This is a genomic window from Streptomyces sp. NPDC031554, assembly GCF_055580685.1.
This window is the reverse complement of the sequence record NZ_JBVIKX010000003.1, coordinates 572,210-591,928: the sequence shown is the minus strand read 5'-3', so window position 1 is coordinate 591,928 and position 19,719 is coordinate 572,210. Positions and strand designations below refer to the sequence as shown.

Below are 19,719 nucleotides of genomic sequence, written 5' to 3'. Positions count from 1 at the left end.
TTCCGGGTGCGCGCGTGCCGGCCCCCACGTCTTCGGCGTGATCCGAACGACAGACCCTAGCGGCGGCGCCACCTGCGCCGACGCGCCTTGCTGAAGAACCACCCCGCCGGCGGCTCGTCCGAGCGCCACGGCTGGGGCTCGGGCTCCTCCACGCGCCACCGCGCGGCAAGCATCCGGGCACGGGCGGACGGCTCGGAGGTCCCGGCGGCCCGTACGAAGTCCTCGTCGAGGACGACGTCGCCCCAGCCGGCGTCCGGCCTCTGCTCCGCGGCCGGGCCCGCCGCCCGGTCCCGGGGGTGCGGGTCCGGCGCGGGCCGCTCCGCGGACCCGCCCGCGGCCCGGTCGGACGTGCCGTTCTCCGACGGCCCGTGGTCGTCCCCGCGCTCACGACCGCCGAACCGCGCCGACTCCTCCGCCATCCCGACCTCCTGCCGTCCTCACGGCCGTACTCGTCCGCCCAGTGTTCCCGGACGGGGATCAAGTCCCCGTCAGAGTCCCTTCACCGGCCCCGCGGGCCCTCCGCCTACTCCTCCCCCGCCAGCGTCAGCGCGCGCAGCTTCTGTCCCGCGTACCAGGTGGCCAGCACCGTCACCGCCACCAGCAGGACGGTCGCCGTGGTCAGTCCGACGTCCGAGGTGATCAGGTCACCGCCGGCGACCTTGTCGGCGACGGCCAGCGACCACTGCTGGACGCTGAGCGTGCGCGCACCCGGCACCAGCGAACCGAACAGCGCCTCCCACACGAGGGCGTAGACGAGGCCGAACACCACCGCGTGCCGGGACACCGTGCCCAGCAGCAGGAACAGCGCCGCGTAGGCGATGGAGGACACCAGTGCGGCGACCGTGTAGGCGACGGCGATCTGCTGTCCGTTGCCGTTCAGGACGAATCCGGCGATCAGGGTGGGCAGTGCCGAGAACACCATCGTCACCGCGATGGCGACGATGAGCTTGGTGAAGATGATCGTCGGCCGCTTCAGCGGCTTGGACAGGAGGTACACCACGGAACCGTCGTCGATCTCGGGACCGATCGCGCCCGTGCCGGCGATGACGCCGATGATCGGCACCATGGTGGCGAGCGCGAGCCCGCCGAGCAGGTCGGACGCGGTCTGGTCGTCGGCGCCGGCGAGACCGCGCACCACCACCGAGATCGCGATCAGCAGCAGGGGCAGCGCGCCCAGGATGAGGGCCCGGCGCCGGCCGAGCAGGGCCCGGTACGTGAGTCGGGCGACTGTGGGGTCGTACATCTTCGGCCTCCTACGCCGCGACCAGGTACGAGAACACGGACTCGAGGGACTCGTCGGACGGCGAGACCGTGAGCAGCCGGATGCCGTGGTCCCTGGCGACGCGCGGCAGCAGCGAGGTGAAGCGGCCGAAGTCGACGGCCTGGATGCGCAACGCCCCCTCGGCGAGATCGACCTCGATGCCGGAGGTCGACGGGTCGGCGATCAGCGCGGCCGCGAGCGCGCGGTCGTCGCTGGAACGCACGAGGTAGCGGTGCGGGCGGTCGGTCATCAGCCGGCGGATCTTGCGGAAGTCACCGCTGGCCGCGTGGCGTCCGGCGACGACGACCTCGATGTGCCAGGCCAGTTGTTCGACCTCTTCGAGGATGTGTGAGGAGAACAGCACCGTGCGGCCCTCGTCGCCCATGCGCCGCAGCAGGTCCATGAGCTGCATGCGCTGGCGCGGGTCCATGCCGTTGAAGGGCTCGTCCAGCAGCAGCAGCGACGGCTCGTGGACGAGGGCGCTGGCCATCTTCACGCGCTGGCGCATGCCCTTGGAGTACGTCTCGATCTTGCGGTCCTGCGCGTACTCCATCTCGACCGTGGCCAGGGCCTTCTGGGCGGCCTTGGCGCCGAGGCCGTGCAGCTCGGCGTTGGCGACGACGAACTCGCGGCCGGTGAGGAAGTCGTACATCGCCTCCCGCTCGGGGACGATGCCGATGTGCCGGTAGATGTCCTCGTTGCGCCAGACCTGCCGGCCGTCGAGGGTGACGGTGCCGGTCGAGGGGGCGAGGAAGCCGCCCATCATGTTGATGAGGGTGGACTTCCCGGCGCCGTTGGGGCCGAGCAGACCGGTGACCCCGGGACCGACGGTCATGGTGATGTCGTTGACGGCGACCACGTTGCCGAACCAGCGGGAGACGTGGTCGAGGGAGAGCGTGGTCACAGTCCCACCTTCTTGTAGCGGCGCATCAGGAGGCCGTAGCACGCGGCGATCAGGCCCAGGCAGACGAGGACGTAGACCACGCCCTCCCCGTGGGAAGGGCCGATCCCGCCCGGAGCGGCGGAAGTGGCGCCGAGGAACGCCGACTGCACGCCGTCGATGAGGGTGACCGGCGAGAACAGGCCGATCCAGGGAACGGCGCCCGTGCTGCCCTGGGCGTCGGCGATGGCCTGGAGCGTGGAGACGGCGCCGTAGGAGATGGTCAGGACGGCGATGACGGCCGCGATGCCGAAGCCACGGCGCGGGGTGACCGCCGCGATGACCAGTCCCAGGCCGGCGAGGAGCAGCGAGAGCAGTGCCACGGAGACGAGTCCCTGGGCGAATCCCTCGGTCTGGTCGGCGAAGTCGAGCTTGGCCAGGAGGGCGCCCGCGTAGAGCACCACCAGGGGTGCGGCGGTGAGGAGGAACAGGGCCGAGGCGAGCGCGGCGAACTTGGCGCGGACGTAGTCGGCGGTCTCGATCGGCCGGGAGAAGTACAGCGGCACGGTCTTGAAGCGCAGGTCCCGCGAGACGGACTGGGGTGCCTGCGAGGCGACGTACAGGCTGATGACGGCCTGCATGATGATCGCGTAGCGCGTGTAGTCGACGGGCAGTTCCTTGGTCTTCGTGGCGACCGCGACGGCGACCATGATGGCCGCGGGCACGCACATCACCACGAAGAGCAGCATGGGCAGCACCTTGGACTTCACCGAGCGGCCGAGGCCGTAGGCGCCGCGCAGGGACTGCGAGTAGAGGGAGCGGCGGGCGTAGGCGCGGCCCAGGCGGGGGCCGTCGTAACTGCGGTAGCCGATGTTGTGGATGCGGGTCTGGTCGCCCGAAGGGGTGGTCACCGGGTGCTCAACTGCCATGGCCGACGGCCTCCTTCCGCTGCTCGTCACTGTCGTGGAAGACCTCGGAGATGTGGTGCCGGCGCTGTTCCATGCGCACCAGGCCGAGGCCCAGGTCGGCAACCACGTCCCGTACGACGTCGTAGGTGTCCTCGCCCTGGGCGGTCAGCAGCAGGACGTGTCCGGCGCCGGGCAGTCCGCTCTCGGCGTCGAGGACGTCGATCCCGCGCGCGTGCAGCGCCTGGCGGACCGCGCGGGTGCCGTCAGGGTGCTCGTCGGTGTCGGTGACCTCGATCGCGAGGGTGGTGGTGGTCTGGGTGAAGTCGGTGGTGGAGCTGGAGCGCAGGAGCTTGCCGCCGTCGACGACGACCACGTGGTCGCAGGTGCGTTCGAGTTCGCCCAGCAGGTGGGAGGTGACCAGGACCGAGATGCCGAAATCGGTGTGGATGCGGCGGATGAGGCCGAGCATCTCGTCGCGGCCGACCGGGTCGAGGCCGTTGGTCGGCTCGTCGAGGAAGACCAGCTGCGGGTCGTGGACCAGCGCCTGGGCGAGTTTGACGCGCTGCTTCATGCCCGTGGAGTAGCCGCCGATGGGACGGTAGCGCTCCTCGTACAGACCGACGTGGCGCAGGGTGTCGGCGGTGCGCTCCCGCGCGGCGGTCGGCGGCAGGCCGGACATGCGGGCCATGTGCACGACGAACTCGGTGGCCGAGACGTCGGGCGGCAGGCAGTCGTGCTCCGGCATGTACCCGACGCGTTCCCGGATGGCGGCGCCCTCGGTCGCGACGTCGAGTCCGAGCACTTCGGCGCGGCCCTCGGAGGCGGGGGACAGACCCAGCAGGATCTTGATCAGTGTGGACTTGCCGGCTCCGTTGGCACCGACGAGTCCGGTCACACCGGGCCCGACGTCCACGGAGAGCCGGTCAAGAGCGGTCACCCGGGGGAACCGCTTGCTCAGGCTTTCGGTCGCGATCACAGTCACGTCTTCGACGATAGTGACGCGGAGCACGCACGTCGTCAGACCGCAGAGCTGTCCTCGTCTCAGACTCGAGGCGTACGGGCCCGTAGGGGTCCCCCATCCTGAGATCTAGACGACATGGGTGTCGGACCTCCCGTCCGCCCTATTGACGCTCTCTCTAACAAGTGCCAGATTCGGCTGGGTCACCTCGCGGACACGTACCGCAGCCGACGCGGGCCGGTGGGACGAGGCGGCGCGACGACGGAACGGAACCGTGGGACCCTCCTCGGCCTGCGGGAACGCGACGGGTGCGGCTCCGGGCGGGCACGCCCGGGCGGCGACGGCGCGGTCGGGGCCGAAGGAACAGAGCGCGGGACCGCGCGGACACGGCGCGAGGGGCTGCGCGCGGGACTGCGCGCGGGACTGCGCCGGGAGGTGGCTCCCCGGGAGGGGGTGGCCCCAAAAGAAGCCGACGGAAGTGGACCGGGTACCGGGACGATCTGCCGCACGTGCGGCGCCGGACGCAGGGGAAGGCGGAGGCGGAGTGACGATGCTGGAGGGTGTGCGCGAGCGCCGGGTGCGGACCGGCGGGATCGAGCTGTGCGTGGCCGAACTGGGGGATCCCGCAGCGCCGACGGTCGTCCTGGTGCACGGCTATCCGGACAGCAAGGAGGTGTGGTCCGAGGTCGCGTCCCGGCTTGCCGACCGCTTCCACGTCGTCCTCTACGACGTCCGGGGCCACGGCCGGTCCAGCGCGCCGCGGCCGCTGCGGGGCGGGTTCACCCTGGAGAAGCTGACGGACGACTTCCTGGCGGTGGCGGACGCGGTAAGCCCGCACCGTCCGGTGCACCTGGTGGGGCACGACTGGGGCTCGGTGCAGTCCTGGGAGTTCGTCACGGTCGAGCGCACCAGGGGCAGGATCGCGTCCTTCACGTCTATGTCCGGCCCGTCCCTGGACCACTTCGGTCACTGGATCAACAAACGTCTGACCCGGCCCACCCCGCGCCGCGTCGGACAGCTCCTGGGCCAGGGAGCCAAGTCCTGGTACGTGTACCTGCTCCACACCCCCGGGCTCCCCGAGCTCGCCTGGCGCGGCCCTCTCGGCAAGCGCTGGCCGGGAATCCTGCGGCGGCTGGAGAAAGTGCCCGCCGGCGAGTACCCCACGCCGTCGTTGCCCTCCGACGCCGCCCACGGTGCCTGGCTGTACCGCGACAACGTCCGCACCCGGCTGCGCCGTCCGCGCCCGGACGCCCACGCGCACGCGCCCGTACAGCTCATCACGCCCCTGGGGGACGCCTTCCTGTCCGAGCGGCTGTACGACGAACTGGATCGGTGGGTCGACCGGCTGACGCGCCGGACGCTTGCGGCGAAGCACTGGGTGCCGCGCACCCGCCCCGACCAGCTGGCCTCTTGGATCACGGAGTTCGTGAACTCGACGGAGAACGGCAGGAGCGCGCGGAAGGAGGCACCGCAGCCGGAGGCCACCGGACCGTACGCCCAGCGTTTCGGCGGACAGTTGGTGCTGGTCACCGGTGCGGGGAGCGGTATCGGACGGGCGACGACGCTCGCCTTCGCTCAGGCGGGAGCTCGAGTGGTCGCGGTCGACCGCGACGGCGCAAGCGCCGTCCGCACGGCGGAGACGGCACGTCTCCTGGGGGCCGCGGGCGCCTGGGCCGAGACGGTGGACGTCTCCGACGAACAGGCCATGGAGAAGCTGGCGGCGAAGGTGCTCGGCGAGCACGGTGTGGTGGACGTCCTGGTGAACAACGCGGGCGTGGGGATGTCCGGTCCGTTCCTCGAGACCGCTCCGGAGGACTGGCGCAGGGTCCTGGACGTCAACCTGTGGGGAGTCATCCACGGCTGCCGCCTCTTCGGCAGGCAGATGGCGGAACGCGGTCAGGGCGGTCACATCGTCAACACCGCTTCCGCGGCAGCGTTCCAGCCCTCCAGGTCACTCCCCGCCTACAGCGCTTCCAAAGCCGCGGTGCTGATGCTGAGCGAATGCCTGCGTGCCGAACTCGCCGGGCGGGACATCGGAGTGACGGCGGTCTGCCCCGGGCCGGTCCACACCGGCATCACCGCGACGGCGACGTTCGTCGGCGTGGACGTGGAGGAGGAGAAGCGTCTGCAGAAACGCTCGACGCGCTGGTACGCGCTGCGCAACTACCCTCCGGAGAAGGTCGCCGACGCGATTCTGCGTGCGGTGGTCCGCAACGAGGCGGTGGTGCCGGTGACACCGGAGGCGAGGATCTCCCACGCCCTGTCCCGGCTCGCTCCGGGGCTGTCGAGGCGGCTCGCCCGGGTGGAGCCGAGGCTGTAGGGGACTGGCCCACCGGCCTTGGCGACGGCGTCGAAACCTCTTGCGCGTGGATCCGTCCGGGAGTGAAGGAATGAATGGCCCGACTTCCGGCGGTGTTGACGAAACCCCCTCATCGGCAAGGCGGTTGTCCACAGTTTCGCCAAATAGCCTGTGGATAAACGCAGTTGCTTGTGGATCAAACATCGGACGCAAAACTCCATGCGTGATCCCCGTCTCCCCCGTCATGCTGACCGGATGGACGAAAGACGCACCGTGAAGGTGTCGAAGTACCTCTCGAAGCACCTGCGCCACCAGCCCGAGCGCATCGGCCTCAGCCTCGACGAGGCCGGCTGGGTCGAGATCGAATCACTCATCGTGGCAGCCGCGACCCACGGCTTCCCCTTCACGCGGGAGGAGCTGGACCACGTCGTCGCCACGAACGACAAGAAGCGCTTCGCGGTCGAGGGCACACGCATCCGTGCCAGCCAGGGCCACAGCATCGACGTGGACCTCGCCCTCCCCGCGGCAGCCCCGCCATCGCACCTCTACCACGGGACCGTGGCCCGATGCCTGGAAGCGATCCGGACCGAGGGGCTGCGCCCCATGAACCGGCACGACGTGCATCTTTCCGCCGACCGTGAGACCGCGACCCGGGTCGGCGCACGCCGGGGGCGACCGGTGGTGCTCGCCGTGGACGCGGCGGCCATGCACCGCGACGGGCATGTCTTTCACGTGAGCGCGAACGGGGTCTGGCTGACGAAGGCCGTACCGCCGCGTTACCTGCGGTTCCCGGGCCCGCACTGAACTGTGTCCGTTCCCGGTCATGCCATTGCCGAGCGATCATGTGCACGAGGCAGGCCGAAGACTCGTTCCGTCGCCCCTCCGGCGCGCACGGTCACGGTTTCACGTGAAACGCCGGCAGCCGCATACGCTCGACGCCATGAGTCTGCGACTGAGCACCGTGATCCTCCCGCACCGCCGCTGGCACGAAGGTGGCCGTTCGGCCTGGACGCGCGCCGAGCAGCTCGGTTTCCACACCGGGTACACCTACGACCACCTGTCCTGGCGCAGTTTCCGCGACGGGCCCTGGTTCGGCGCGATCCCGACACTGACCGCCGCCGCGGCCGCCACCGAGCAACTGCGTCTGGGCACTCTGGTGACCTCGCCGAACTTCCGGCATCCGGTGACCCTCGCCAAGGACCTGATCTCGCTGGACGACCTCTCCGGTGGCCGGGTCACCCTCGGAATCGGCGCGGGCGGCACGGGCTTCGACGCCACCGCCCTCGGCCAGGAGCCGTGGACGCCCCGCGAGCGGGCCGACCGCTTCGGTGAGTTCGTGCCTCTTCTGGACCGACTGCTCACCGAGGACTCGGTGTCCTACGAGGGCGACTTCTACTCGGCGCACGAGGCGCGCAACATCCCCGGCTGTGTGCAGCGCCCCCGGCTGCCCTTCGCCGTCGCCGCGACCGGCCCGCGCGGGCTGAGGCTCGCCGCGCGCCACGGGCAGGCCTGGGTGACCACCGGCGACCCCAAGCTCTACGAGAACGGCACCCCCGAGCAGTCGGTCCAGGCCATCCGCGGACAGGTCGAGAAGCTCACGGACGCCTGTGTGGCACTCGGCCGGGAGGTGACCACCCTGGACAAGATCCTGCTCACCGGGTTCACCCCGGACCGCGGCCGGCCCCTGGAGTCCCTGGACGCCTTCGTGGACTTCGCGGGCCGCCACCAGGCGCTCGGCTTCACGGAGATCGTCGTCCACTGGCCCATCCCGGAGTCCGACTTCGCCGCGGACCAGAAGATCTTCGAGCGGATCGCCATGGAGGCGCCGGCGCAGCTGCGCTGAGCCCGGTACCGTCACCCCGCCGACCTGCGATGTCGGCCGGGGTGACTCATCCGTGCGAGCTCTCGCACGGCCGTGCGCACCGATACGGGAGAATGACCGGGTGACCTCAGCGACTCGACAGCCCGAGACCCCGGCCGCCGCCACCCCGCCGCGGCTGATCGCCACCGATCTCGACGGGACCCTGCTGCGCGACGACAAATCGGTGTCCCCACGCACCGTCGCGGCCCTCGCCGCCGCCGAGGAGGCGGGCATCGAGGTCTTCTTCGTCACCGGCCGCCCAGCCCGCTGGATGGACGTCGTCAGCGACCATGTCCACGGGCACGGCCTGGCGATCTGCGGAAACGGCGCCGCCGTGGTCGATCTGCACGGCGGTCCCGGCACCCACCGGTTCGTGAAGGTGCGCGAGCTGGCCCGCGAGAACGCGCTGGACGCCGTACGGCTGCTGCGCGAAGCGGCCCCCGGGACCGTGTACGCGATCGAGCAGACGTACGGCTTCTACCAGGAGCCGGAGTATCCCAAGATGCATCTGGAGGTTCCCGACTCCCTCGCGACAGCCGAGCAGCTGCTGGCGCCGGACGCCCCGGGAGCCGGGGAGCCGGTCCTGAAGATCCTGGCGTTCCATCCCACGCTCGACCCCGACGCCTTCCTGACACTGGCCCGGCTGGCCATCGGCGACCGCGCCGACGTCACCCGCTCCAGCCCCAGCGCGCTGCTGGAGATCAGCGGTCCCGGCGTCTCCAAGGCCAGCACGCTCGCCCTGTGCTGCGCGGAACGGGGCATCTCGCACGAGGAGGTCGTCGCGTTCGGTGACATGCCGAACGACGTCGAGATGCTCACCTGGGCGGGCCGTTCGTACGCCATGGGCAACGCGCACCCGGACGTGATCGCGGCAGCCTCCGGACAGACGGTGGCCAACAACGACGACGGGGTCGCCGTCGTCATCGAGCGCCTGATCGCCGAGCGGCTCCAGGCCTCCGGCTGAACCGGGTGCCGCACGGCGCTACCTCACGGACGCCCCTCATGCCGCCAGCCACGGCACCGGGTCGACGGCCGACCCCGTGTCCGGGGTGATCCGCACCTCGAAGTGCAGGTGCGGGCCTGAGGAGTTGCCGCTGGTGCCCGACTGACCGATCGGCCGTCCGGCCGACACCCGCTCGCCCTGGTCGACGGCCACCGACGCCAGGTGGGCGTACTGCGTGCAGTAGCCGCCCGGGTGCTGGAGCACGATCTCGATGCCGAAGGCCCCGCCGCACGACACCCGCACCACGCGGCCCGCACCGGCCGCCTTCACCGGCGTTCCGATCGGCACCGCGAAGTCCTGACCGGTGTGCCGGTCGGCCCAGCGGGCACCGCCACTGCCGAAACTCGCGGACAGGGCGTAGCCGTCGACCGGCACCACCCACTCCCGCGGGTCAAGGGCCGGCGTCGGGCCGAACCGCTCGGCACCACGGCAGGCACCGGCGGCGACCGAGGTGTCCGCCTGCCCCTGCAACTGCCGCCGCGCCCGTTCCAGCTTCTGCTCGATGCCCGGTCCTCAGCACGGCGAGTTCGATGGTGCGCCGCTCCAGCGCCTGCCGTGCCCGCGTCGCCCTCGCCTCGTCGGCGGCCAACCGGGTCTCGGCCCGCCGGCTCTTGCCGATCGCGTTGTCCACCACCAGGCTCGTCCGTGAGAGGACGTGCCGGCCCCGCATCAACGCGTCAGGGCTGCTCGACAGGACGAGCTGCGCGGCGACGGGCAGCCCTCCGCCACCGCGGTACTGGGCCCGTGCGATACGGCCGAGGTCCTCACGCAGCACCGTGATCTCCTGCCGCTCATGGCTGAGGAGTCGCTCCAGCCGCCGGGCCTCCTTTCGCTGCCTCCCGGCCTCGACGCGTCCCTTCTGGTACCGCTGGGTGGCCGCGGCCGCCTCCTCGTACAGCCGCGCCACCTGCGCGCTGAGACCGGCTCCGCCGGGGCCGTCACCGGCCGGTTGCCCGTCGGCGGTCGTGGGCCGCGCCACCAGCACCAGCGCCGCGCACAGCAGGGCCGGAAGCAGCAGGCGCCGACGGCGATATGAGGGCATGTCAGCGGTCCTGTCCCGGCCGACCGCTCCAGGTCCTGTTCTGGTCATACCCCTGGGGGCCGGCGACTCCGAATGGCCGAGTGCGGGCCGTGCCGGGCGCTCGCTCAGGACGATGGCCCGCGGCAGCCGCGCCGACCGCGGAAAGAGGCGGGGCTCACCCCACCCGCGGTCACCCCACCCGCACCAGCAGCTCCGCCGCCGCCTCACGCTCGACCATTTCGCGCAGCGGTCCTTCCACGGAGGCCAGTTCCGCGTATGCGCCACGTTGCACGACCCGTCCCTCGCCCAGGAAGACCACCTCGTCCACCGCGTCGAGTCCGGCGAGCCGGTGGGTGATGAGGAGCGTGGTGCGACCTTCGGTGGCGGCCAGCAGATCCGCCGTGAGCGCGTCGGCGGTCGGCAGGTCGAGATGCTCGGCGGGCTCGTCGAGCACCAGGACGGGGAAGTCCGCCAGGAGCGCGCGGGCGAGGGCGAGTCGCTGCCGCTGCCCGCCGGAGAGCCGGGCACCGTGCTCGCCGACGAGCGTGTCGAGCCCGTCGGGCAGCTCGTCCGCCCACTCCAGCAGCCGGACCCGTGCCAGCGCGTCGCGCAGGCCGTCCTCGGTGGCGTCCTTCTTCGCCAGCAGCAGGTTCTCGCGGACCGAACTGTCGAAGAGGTGGGCGTCCTGCGCGCACAGCCCGACCAGCCGCCGTACGTCGTCCCCGTCCAAGGCGTACGCGTCCACCCCGCCGAGCGTGTACGAGCCCGCCCCGGAGTCCAGGAAGCGCAGCAGTACCTGTGCGAGCGTCGTCTTGCCGGACCCGGAGGCCCCGACGACGGCGATCCTCCGCCCCTGTTCCACGGTGAGGTCGACGCCGGCGAGCGCGTCCCGCTCCTGCCCCGTGTGGCGGGCGGACAGTCCCCGCAGGACGAGCGGGAACGGCGACGCGGGCGCCCGGCGGGGCTGCTTCGGCTCCCGCACCGGCTCGGGAAGGTCCAGGACCTCGTACACGCGCTCCGCGCTTCTGCGCACCCGCTGGCGGTACTGGACCGCGAGCGGCAACCCCATGACCGCCTCGAAGGCGGCGAGCGGGGTGAGGACGACCACGGCCATGGTCACTCCGCTCAGCCGTCCCGCATCGACGGCCTGCGCGCCCACGAGCGCGGCACCGGCCACCGTCAGCCCGGAGACGAGCGCGGTCAGTCCGCCGCCGAGCGCGGTGGCGGTCGCCGCGCGCGAGGCGATCCGGGTGAGCGCGGAGTCCGCCGCCCGGACCGCGGCCGTACGGCCGGGCAGAGCACCCGCGACGGTCAGTTCGGCGGTGCCGGTGAGCAGGTCGGCGGCACGGACGGCGAGCGCCCCCCGTGCCGGGGCGAGGCGGCGCTCGGCCCGGCGTGCCACGGCACCGGTGACCAGCGGGACACCCACCCCGGCCGCGAGCAACCCCGCGGCGAGCACCGCCCCCGCCTCCGGCAGCAACCACGCCGTGAACGCGACGGACCCCGCGCAGACGACGACCGCGGACGCGGCGGGCAGCAGCCAGCGCAGCCAGTAGTCCTGGAGGGCGTCCACGTCGGCGACGAGCCGCGTCAGCAGGTCACCGCGACGCGTGGCGCGCAACCCGGCGGGCGCGAGCCGCTCCAGCCGCCGGTAGACGGCGACCCGGGTGTCGGCGAGCATCCGCAGCACGGCGTCGTGCGACACCAGCCGCTCGGCGTACCGGAACACGGCCCGTCCGATGCCGAAGGCCCTGGTCGCGGTCACGGCCACCATCAGATAGAGGACCGGCGGCTGTTGCGAGGCACGTGAGATGAGCCAGCCGGAGGTGGCCATGAGGCCGACGGCGCTGCCGAGGGCCAGGCTGCCGAGGAGCAGCGCGAGACCGAGGCGTCCACGCCGGGCCCGCGCCATGTTCCGGACCCGGGCGAGGACCCCGCCCCCGGCCTGCCCTGGCCGCACTTCCTCCGGCTCCCGGGCGGCGGGCGTGGTGTCCTCCAGGACGGCTCGTGGGCCCTGCCGCGGGGCCGGCACGGTTCCCCGTGCCACCGTGTCCGCCGTTTCGAGCCGCACCACCCGGTCCGCCACCGCGAGCAGAGCCGGGCGGTGCACCACCAGCAGGACCGTCCGGCCGACCGCCAGCCGTCGTACGGCCGCCACGACCTCCGCCTCGGTCTCCCCGTCGAGCGCGGCCGTGGGCTCGTCCAGCAGCAGCACGGGCCGGTCCGCGAGGAACGCCCGTGCCAGTGCGAGCCGCTGGCGCTGGCCCGCGGACAGTCCGGCCCCGTCCTCGCCCAGCACCGTCGCGGCGCCGTCCGGCAGCTCGTCCACGAACTCCAGCGCACCCGCGTCCCCGAGCGCACGGCGTACGGCGGCGTCATCGGCGTCGGGGCGCGCCAGCCGTACGTTCTCGGCGATCGTGCCGGCATGGAGGTGCGGGTGCTGCGGCACCCAGGCGATCCGGGAACGCCACTGCTCCAGGTCGATGTCCGCGAGGTCGGCTCCTCCGACGCTCACCCGGCCGCCGGTCGGCCGGACGAAGCCCAGGAGGGCGCTCAGCAGAGTCGACTTGCCCGCGCCGCTGGGCCCGACGAGTGCCACCGTCTCACCGGGCGTGATGGCGAAGGACACGTCCGAGACGGCATCGGCGGAGCGTCCCGGGTAGCGAATCGTCACGCTCTCGAAGGCCACACCGCCCGTCGGCACCGCGCCCGTGCCCGACACAGGCACCGGCGTCTCCAGGACCTCGAAGATCTCCTCCGCCGCGGCGAGCCCTTCGGCGGCCGCGTGGAACTGGGCCCCGACCTGCCGCAGCGGGAGGTACGCCTCGGGCGCGAGCACCAGAATGACCAAGCCGGTGTACAGGTCCATCTCGCCGTGCACGAGCCGCATGCCGATCGTCACGGCGACGAGGGCCACCGAGAGCGTGGCCAGCAACTCCAGCGCGAACGACGAGAGGAAGGCGATCCGCAGCGTCCGCATGGTCGCCTGCCGGTACTCACCGGTGATGCGCCGGATCGACTCGGCCTGCGCCTTGGCCCGCCCGAACACCTTGAGCGTGGGCAGTCCCGCGACGACGTCCAGGAAGTGTCCGGACAGCCGGGACAGCAGTCGCCACTGGCGGTCCATCCGTGACTGTGTGGCCCAGCCGATCAGCACCATGAAGACGGGGATGAGCGGCAGAGTGCCGGCGATGATCGCGGCCGACACCCAGTCCTCGGTGACGATCCGCGCCAGCACCGCCACCGGCACGACCACCGCGAGACCCAACTGCGGCAGATACCGCGAGAAGTAGTCGTCGAGGGCGTCCACACCCCGGGTGGCGAGCGCCACCAGCGAACCGGTCCGCTGTCCGCTCAGCCATCCCGGCCCCAGCCGGGCCGCCCGCTCCAGCAGCCGGCCCCGCAGCTCCGACTTCACCGCGGCGCTCGCACGGTGTGCGCAGAGTTCGGTGAGCCAGGAGACCAGCGCCCGGCCCACCGCCACCGCCACCAGCCACATCAGTGGCGTACGAAGGTCCCCGACCGGTCGGCCCTGCTCGAACGCGCCGACCACCACCTCGGCGATGAGCATCGCCTGGGCGATCACCAGCGCCGCTCCGACGGCGCCCAGCCCGACGACCGCCATCAGGAAGAAGCGGGTGGCGTGGGCGTACCGGAGGAGACGCGGGTCGATCGGTTTCACGTGGAACACAGCCTTTTCGTCAAGAAGTGCGTTTCACGTGAAACATGCGTTTCACGTGAAACGTGCCTCAACTCGGTCTCAGTGGACGGCCTCAGCGATGTGCTGCGTACCGATCCGCTTGCGGAACACCCAGTAGGTCCACCCCTGGTACACCAGGACGACCGGCGTGGCGAGCCCCGCGCACCAGGTCATGATCTTCAGGGTGTACGGGCTCGACGAGGCGTTGGTCACCGTGAGGCTCCAGTTCGCGTCGAGCGAGGACGGCATGACGTTCGGGAAGAGCGTGAGGAAGAGCATCGCGACGGCGGCCACGATGGTGAGTCCGGAGAGGGCGAACGACCAGCCCTCACGACCGGCCTGGTTCGCCACGAGCGCCGCGACCAGGGCGGCGACGGCCACCACCAGGGCCACGAGGCTCTTACCGTCACCGTTCTCGATCTGCGTCCACAGCAGGAAGACCAGCGCGGACACCGCGGTCGCCAGTCCGACCTTGGTCGCGAGCTGCCGCGCCCGTTCCCTGATGTCGCCGACGGTCTTGAGGGCCGTGAACACCGCACCGTGGAAGGTGAACAGCGTCAGGGTCACCAGACCGCCGAGCAGCGCGTACGGGTTGAGGAGGTCTCCGACGCCACCGACGTACTCGAAGTCCTGGTCGATCTTCACGCCGTGCACGATGTTGCCGAAGGCCACCCCCCACAGGAACGCGGGGAGGAGCGAGGTCCAGAAAATGGCATGCTCCCAGTTGCGCTGCCAGTTCTCCTCGGGCCGCTTGGCCCGGTACTCGAAGGCGACGCCTCGCACGATGAGGCAGACCAGGATGAGCAGAAGCGGCAGGTAGAAGCCGGAGAAGAGCGTGGCGTACCACTCGGGGAAGGCGGCGAAGGTCGCGCCGCCCGCGGTGAGGAGCCACACCTCGTTGCCGTCCCAGACGGGTCCGATGGTGTTGATGAGCACCCGCCGCTCGGGGCGGTCGCGGGCGAGCAGTTTGGTGAGGATGCCGACCCCGAAGTCGAATCCCTCCAGGAAGAAGTAGCCGATCCACAGGACGGCGATGAGGACGAACCAGACGTCGTGCAGTTCCATGACTGTGCAGCTCCCTCGGCCTAGTAAGAAAAGGCCATCGGCTTGTCGGCGTCACGGGAGTCGCCGCCGATCTTCGTGGGCGGGTTGAGGTCGGCATCGGTCAGCTCGGGCGGACCGGCCTTCACGTACTTCACGAGCAGCTTGACCTCGACGACGGCGAGGACGGCGTAGAGCACGGTGAAGGTGATCATCGACGTGAGGACCTCGGCCTGGGAGACACCGGGGGAGACGGCGTCCCGCGTCTGCATCACGCCGTACACGACCCAGGGCTGACGGCCCATCTCGGTGAAGATCCAGCCCCAGGAGTTTGCGATCAGCGGGAACGCCATGGTCCACAGCGCCAGGAGCCAGTAGAGCCGGGCGAGCTTCGGTCCGAGGGGCTTCTTCAGCAGGACCAGATGCGGCACCTCGTCCTCCCCGGTCCGCAGGGCGGCCGGCAGCAGGAACCGCTTGCGCGTGAGCCACAGCCCGGCCAGGCCGAGGGAGAACGACGCCATACCGAAGCCGATCATCCAGCGGAAGCCCCAGTAGGCCACCGGGACGATGGGCTTGTAGTCGCCGGGTCCGAACTGCTGCCGGAGCGCTTCGTTGGTGTCGTTGATGCCCGGCACGTACGACTCGAAGTCGCTGTGGGCCAGGAAGGACAGCAGGCCGGGGATCTCCAGGGCGACCTTGTTGTGGCCCTCGTCGACGTCCCCGTACGCGAACACGGAGAAGGGGGCGGGCTCCTCGCCGTCCCACAGCGCCTCGGCCGCGGCCATCTTCATCGGCTGCTGTTCGTACATGACCTTGCCGAGGGTGTCGCCGCTGACCGCGGTGAGCAGTCCGCCGACCGCCAGGGTGACCAGGCCGAGCCGCAGGGAGGTCCGCATCTCGGGGATGTGCTTCTTGCGCATCAGATGGAAGGCGGCGATGCCCACCATGAAGGCGCCACCGGTCAGGAAGGCCGCCGAGAAGCTGTGGAAGACCTGGTTGAGCGCGGTGTTCTGCGTGAGGACGCGCCAGAAGTCGGTGAGCTCCGCGCGGCCCTTCGCCTCGTTGATGCGGTAACCGACGGGGTGCTGCATCCAGGAGTTGGCCGCGAGGATGAAATACGCCGACAGCAGCGTGCCGATCGAGACCATCCATATGCAGGCCAAGTGGATCTTCTTGGGCAGCCTGTCCCAACCGAAGATCCACAGGCCGATGAAGGTGGACTCGAAGAAGAAGGCGATGAGGGCCTCGAACGCCAGGGGAGCGCCGAAGACGTCACCGACGAAGCGGGAGTAGTCCGACCAGTTCATGCCGAACTGGAACTCCTGCACGATGCCGGTGACGACACCCATCGCGATGTTGATCAGAAAGAGCTTGCCCCAGAACTTCGTCGCCCTGAGGTACTTCTCCTTGTCGGTACGCACCCAGGCGGTCTGCAATCCGGCGGTGAGGGCCGCGAGCGAGATCGTCAGGGGGACAAAAAGGAAGTGGTAGACGGTGGTGATGCCGAACTGCCAGCGCGCCAGCGTCTCCGGCGCCAGAGCCAGGTCCACGTCGTCAGTCTCCTTACGTAGCCGCGCGAGCGGCGATTTGCCCCTTGTGTCACATACATCATCAGAGCAACCGGACACGCTTGTGAACGCGTTCACATTCACAAGCAATTATGCCGCATGCCCGTTCGATCTTGGATGGGCGGGGGGTCCCCTGCGCGGACTGACGGACCCGCCAGGGGTGGGCCACTTGGCCCCTGGCGCAAAAGAAGCGTCCCGGTTTCACGTGAAACCGGGACGCCGAACGTCGTGACCTGGGCCGGAGCACCTCTCTGCGCTCCGAGGTGATCCTTCGCGCTTCTCCGTGCGCCTCAGCGCTCGGGCCTAAAAGTGATCCTCGCGGAACGCCTCGGCCGCCTTGAGGAAGATGTCGTTGGCTTCGGTCTCCCCGATCGTGACCCGGACACCCTCGCCCACGAACGGCCGGATCACGACACCTGCCTGCTCGCACGCCGCCGCGAAGGCGTCCGTGTGCTCGCCCAGCCTCAGCCACACGAAGTTGGCCTGCGTCTCCGGAACCGTCCACCCCTGGGCGCGCAGTCCCTCGACCACCCGGTTGCGCTCGCAGACCAGGGAACCCACCCGGCCGAGCAGCTCGTCCTCCGCCTGCAACGAGGCGACCGCTGCCTCCTGCGCGATCTGGCTCACCCCGAACGGCACCGCCGTCTTGCGCAGTGCCGCCGCCACCGGCTCATGGGCGATCGCGAAACCGACCCGCAGCCCGGCGAGCCCGTAAGCCTTCGAGAACGTCCGCAGGACACAGACGTTCGGCCGCTGCCGGTACAGCACGACACCGTCCGGCACCTCCGGGTCGCGGACGAACTCGCGGTAGGCCTCGTCGAGCACGACCAGGACGTCACCCGGTACCCGGTCCAGGAACCGCTCCAGCTCGGCCTGCCGAACCGTGGTGCCTGTGGGGTTGTTGGGGTTGCAGACGAAGATCAGCCGGGTTCGCTCGGTGATGGCGTCGGCCATGGCGTCCAGGTCATGCACATCGCCGGCCGTCAGCGGCACCCGTACCGAGGTCGCACCGCTGATCTGCGTGATGATCGGGTACGCCTCGAAGGAGCGCCACGCGTAGATGACCTCGTCGCCGGGCCCCGCCGTCGACTGGACGAGCTGCTGAGCGACGCCGACCGAGCCGGTGCCCGTGGCGATGTGCGAGGCCGGCACGCCGAAACGCTCGGCCAGCTCCTCCACCAGACCCGAGCACGCCATGTCCGGGTAGCGGTTGAACGACCCCGCGAGGGCCGTGACGCGCTCCAGCACACCCGGAAGCGGCGGATAGGGGTTCTCGTTGGAGGACAGCTTGTAGGCCACGGGACCGCCCGCCGCGGCCGGCTTGCCCGGCTTGTAGGTGGGGATCCCCTCCAGCTCGGCGCGCAGCTTGGGGCTTGTCTCGCTCACCGCAGTCCTCCTCATGACCACCACCGGCTTAATACTGCTCACCTTATGAGGATTCGGCCCGCGTGCGTACAGCTGGAGACGGACCTCCCTCGACGGGGCCTCCCGCGACGGAACCCGTGCGGGACCCTCACGTGGCACCCGCATCACCGGCATCCCCGTACGAAGATGGACGAAGGCGTGCACGCCAGAGGGCGTGCTGCGCATATATCTACGCGCCGGTGGCTCGCGCCGTGGCGCGCATCCCTCGTGCAGGTGAGTTGAGACCTCTTCGAAACATCGATGCCTTGGCAGGCTCATTCCTGCCCACACGCCGAGTCCTGACACAAGAAGCCTCAAGCGCCTTGCTTTCCAAGGTAATTACCTCCTTATGGCCATGCAGAAACGTGCCTGTCAACGCGTGCATATGCGTCCGCCCTACCCCACCGGATGAGCCCTAATATCGGCTCGCCATGACACCAGCAGGGAAGCACCAGGTGAGCCGCGCGGAAACCTCACGCCGAGGCAACCGGCCGGGCCGAGCGGGCATCAGGGACGTGGCCGCCGCCGCCGGAGTCTCCATCACGACCGTCTCCGATGCCCTCAACGGCAAGGGCAGGCTCCCGGACGCCACCCGACGCCACGTCCGCGAAGTCGCCGAACGACTGGGCTACCGCCCCTCGGCCGCGGCCCGAACCCTCCGTACCGGCAAGTCGGGCCTCATCGGCCTGACCGTGACCACCTACGGGGATGAACCTTTCACCTTCACCGAGTTCGCCTACTTCGCCGAGATGGCGCGGGCCGCCACCTCCGCCGCCCTCGCCCGCGGCTACGCCCTCGTCATCCTCCCCGCGACCTCGCGCCACGACGTCTGGTCGAACGTCGCCCTGGACGGCACGGTCGTCATCGACCCGTCCGACCAGGATCCGGTGGTCGGCGAACTCGTCCGGCAGGGATTACCGGTCGTCTCCGACGGCCGTCCGGCCGGCCCGCTCCCGGTCACCGCGTGGGTGGACAACGACCACGAGGCGGCCGTCCTCGACATCCTCGACCACCTGGCCGCCGCCGGCGCCCGCCGTATCGGCCTCCTCACCGGTACCACCACCGACACCTACACCCACCTGTCGACCAGCGCGTATCTGCACTGGTGCGAGCGCGTCGGCCAGGACCCGGTCTACGAGTCCTACCCCGCCCACGATCCGTGCGCGGGCGCCGTCGCCGCCGACCGGCTGCTGGCCCGGCCCGACCGCCCCGACGCCGTCTACGGCCTGTTCGACCCCAACGGCACCGATCTCCTCGCCGCCGCCCGCCGCTACGGCCTGCGCGTACCCGAGGACCTGCTGCTGGTCTGCTGCAGCGAGTCCACCGTCTACGCCAACACCGAGCCGCCCATCACCACGCTGTCGCTGAAGCCCCGGCGCATCGGCACCGCGGTGGTGCAACTCCTCATCGACGCGATCGAGGGCGTCGAGTCCGACCGGCCGGTCGAACAGGTGATACCGACGGAACTGATCGTGCGCACCTCGTCCCAGCGGCGTTCGCCGCGGACGACGGTCAGCCCGCCCCGGGTGCCGGACGAGAAGTAGGAACATGCGATCGGTCGGCGGGACGCGCGGGAGCGGGGAGCCGGGACGGGGAGCCGGGACGGAACGGACGATTAGATTCCATTTCCGGGCAGGGCAGGCGGGCGGCGGGTCTGCGTCTGCTCCGCGGGGGACGACTCCGAGGGCTCCGCGGGCCGGACGGGGGTCGCACGGGCCCACGTCCTCACTTCGCCCCGCTCCACAACACACCCCTCCGGATGGCGCGGCGACACCGACGTCACGTACGCCGAGGGTGTAAGCACGGTGTGCACTG

Annotated in this window: 13 protein-coding genes and 2 pseudogenes; 5 read left to right on the top strand and 10 right to left on the bottom strand. The window is 70.7% G+C overall.

The genetic code is table 11. From position 1 onward, the window contains the following. Positions 1 to 56 precede the first annotated feature (56 nt). From ACZ5FU_RS11315 to ACZ5FU_RS11295, 5 genes and pseudogenes are all read right to left on the bottom strand, one after another. Positions 57 to 245 (bottom strand): annotated as a pseudogene (locus ACZ5FU_RS11315) (SGM_3592 family protein); the annotation flags it as partial. A gap of 278 nt (positions 246 to 523) precedes the next feature. Next, on the bottom strand, positions 524 to 1,243 hold the full coding sequence (locus ACZ5FU_RS11310) for an ABC transporter permease subunit (protein WP_392242251.1): 720 nt from the start codon (positions 1,241 to 1,243) through the stop codon (positions 524 to 526). A 10-nt stretch (positions 1,244 to 1,253) separates the two neighbouring features. Next, positions 1,254 to 2,165 carry an ABC transporter ATP-binding protein gene (locus ACZ5FU_RS11305; RefSeq protein ID WP_392242249.1) on the bottom strand — a complete coding sequence of 304 codons (912 nt, stop codon included), beginning with the start codon at positions 2,163 to 2,165 and terminating at the stop codon, positions 1,254 to 1,256. Beyond that, entirely contained in the window at positions 2,162 to 3,070 is a 909-nt protein-coding gene (locus ACZ5FU_RS11300) for an ABC transporter permease (RefSeq protein WP_451780682.1), read from the bottom strand. Before ACZ5FU_RS11300 ends, ACZ5FU_RS11305 begins: the two co-directional genes overlap by 4 nt. After that, the gene (locus ACZ5FU_RS11295) at positions 3,060 to 4,025 is read right to left on the bottom strand and encodes an ABC transporter ATP-binding protein (RefSeq protein ID WP_451528825.1); all 966 of its coding nucleotides are present in this window, start codon (positions 4,023 to 4,025) and stop codon (positions 3,060 to 3,062) included. Before ACZ5FU_RS11295 ends, ACZ5FU_RS11300 begins: the two co-directional genes overlap by 11 nt. Before the next feature lie 532 nt (positions 4,026 to 4,557). Here ACZ5FU_RS11295 and ACZ5FU_RS11290 point away from each other — a divergent pair. The 4 genes from ACZ5FU_RS11290 to ACZ5FU_RS11275 all read left to right on the top strand — a co-directional run bounded on the left by ACZ5FU_RS11290 (position 4,558) and on the right by ACZ5FU_RS11275 (position 9,131). Continuing rightward, positions 4,558 to 6,327, top strand: a complete 1,770-nt coding sequence (locus ACZ5FU_RS11290; RefSeq protein WP_469045272.1) for an SDR family oxidoreductase — start codon at positions 4,558 to 4,560, stop codon at positions 6,325 to 6,327. 234 nt (positions 6,328 to 6,561) lie between these two features. Further along, positions 6,562 to 7,110, top strand: coding sequence for an RNA 2'-phosphotransferase (locus ACZ5FU_RS11285; RefSeq protein WP_451528801.1), 549 nt, complete (start codon positions 6,562 to 6,564; stop codon positions 7,108 to 7,110). Between the two features lie 136 nt (positions 7,111 to 7,246). Next, positions 7,247 to 8,149, top strand: coding sequence for an LLM class flavin-dependent oxidoreductase (locus tag ACZ5FU_RS11280; RefSeq protein ID WP_468644793.1), 903 nt, complete (start codon positions 7,247 to 7,249; stop codon positions 8,147 to 8,149). A 100-nt stretch (positions 8,150 to 8,249) separates the two neighbouring features. Next, entirely contained in the window at positions 8,250 to 9,131 is an 882-nt protein-coding gene (locus ACZ5FU_RS11275; RefSeq protein WP_468834004.1) for an HAD hydrolase family protein, read from the top strand. Positions 9,132 to 9,167: 36 nt separating this feature from the next. On the opposite strand, the pseudogene ACZ5FU_RS11270 reads toward ACZ5FU_RS11275, so the two are convergent. The 5 genes and pseudogenes from ACZ5FU_RS11270 to hisC all read right to left on the bottom strand — a co-directional run bounded on the left by ACZ5FU_RS11270 (position 9,168) and on the right by hisC (position 17,886). After that, positions 9,168 to 10,212, bottom strand: a pseudogene (locus tag ACZ5FU_RS11270) (M23 family metallopeptidase). 169 nt (positions 10,213 to 10,381) lie between these two features. Continuing rightward, positions 10,382 to 13,873 (bottom strand): thiol reductant ABC exporter subunit CydD, encoded by a 3,492-nt coding sequence (gene cydD / locus ACZ5FU_RS11265; RefSeq protein WP_469045271.1) that lies wholly within the window; start codon positions 13,871 to 13,873, stop codon positions 10,382 to 10,384. A 78-nt stretch (positions 13,874 to 13,951) separates the two neighbouring features. Next, positions 13,952 to 14,956, bottom strand: coding sequence for a cytochrome d ubiquinol oxidase subunit II (cydB, locus tag ACZ5FU_RS11260; protein WP_451780686.1), 1,005 nt, complete (start codon positions 14,954 to 14,956; stop codon positions 13,952 to 13,954). 20 nt (positions 14,957 to 14,976) lie between these two features. Further along, positions 14,977 to 16,482 carry a cytochrome ubiquinol oxidase subunit I gene (locus ACZ5FU_RS11255; protein WP_451528797.1) on the bottom strand — a complete coding sequence of 502 codons (1,506 nt, stop codon included), beginning with the start codon at positions 16,480 to 16,482 and terminating at the stop codon, positions 14,977 to 14,979. 321 nt (positions 16,483 to 16,803) lie between these two features. Beyond that, a complete protein-coding gene (hisC, locus tag ACZ5FU_RS11250; protein ID WP_451780688.1) occupies positions 16,804 to 17,886 on the bottom strand; it encodes a histidinol-phosphate transaminase in 1,083 nt (360 codons plus the stop codon). Between the two features lie 449 nt (positions 17,887 to 18,335). Here hisC and ACZ5FU_RS11245 point away from each other — a divergent pair, with 449 nt between their 5' ends. Then, positions 18,336 to 19,448 (top strand): LacI family DNA-binding transcriptional regulator, encoded by a 1,113-nt coding sequence (locus ACZ5FU_RS11245; RefSeq protein WP_451528795.1) that lies wholly within the window; start codon positions 18,336 to 18,338, stop codon positions 19,446 to 19,448. Positions 19,449 to 19,719 lie beyond the last annotated feature (271 nt).

Bases quoted from the DNA above. Each gene is read 5' to 3' on its own strand.
- ACZ5FU_RS11310 (WP_392242251.1), bottom strand. From the start codon at position 1,243: ATGTACGACCCCACAGTCGCCCGACTCACGTACCGGGCCCTGCTCGGC.
- ACZ5FU_RS11300 (WP_451780682.1), bottom strand. From the start codon at position 3,070: ATGGCAGTTGAGCACCCGGTGACCACCCCTTCGGGCGACCAGACCCGC.
- ACZ5FU_RS11290 (WP_469045272.1), top strand. From the start codon at position 4,558: ATGCTGGAGGGTGTGCGCGAGCGCCGGGTGCGGACCGGCGGGATCGAG.
- ACZ5FU_RS11285 (WP_451528801.1), top strand. From the start codon at position 6,562: ATGGACGAAAGACGCACCGTGAAGGTGTCGAAGTACCTCTCGAAGCAC.
- ACZ5FU_RS11280 (WP_468644793.1), top strand. From the start codon at position 7,247: ATGAGTCTGCGACTGAGCACCGTGATCCTCCCGCACCGCCGCTGGCAC.
- cydB (WP_451780686.1), bottom strand. From the start codon at position 14,956: ATGGAACTGCACGACGTCTGGTTCGTCCTCATCGCCGTCCTGTGGATC.
- ACZ5FU_RS11245 (WP_451528795.1), top strand. From the start codon at position 18,336: ATGACACCAGCAGGGAAGCACCAGGTGAGCCGCGCGGAAACCTCACGC.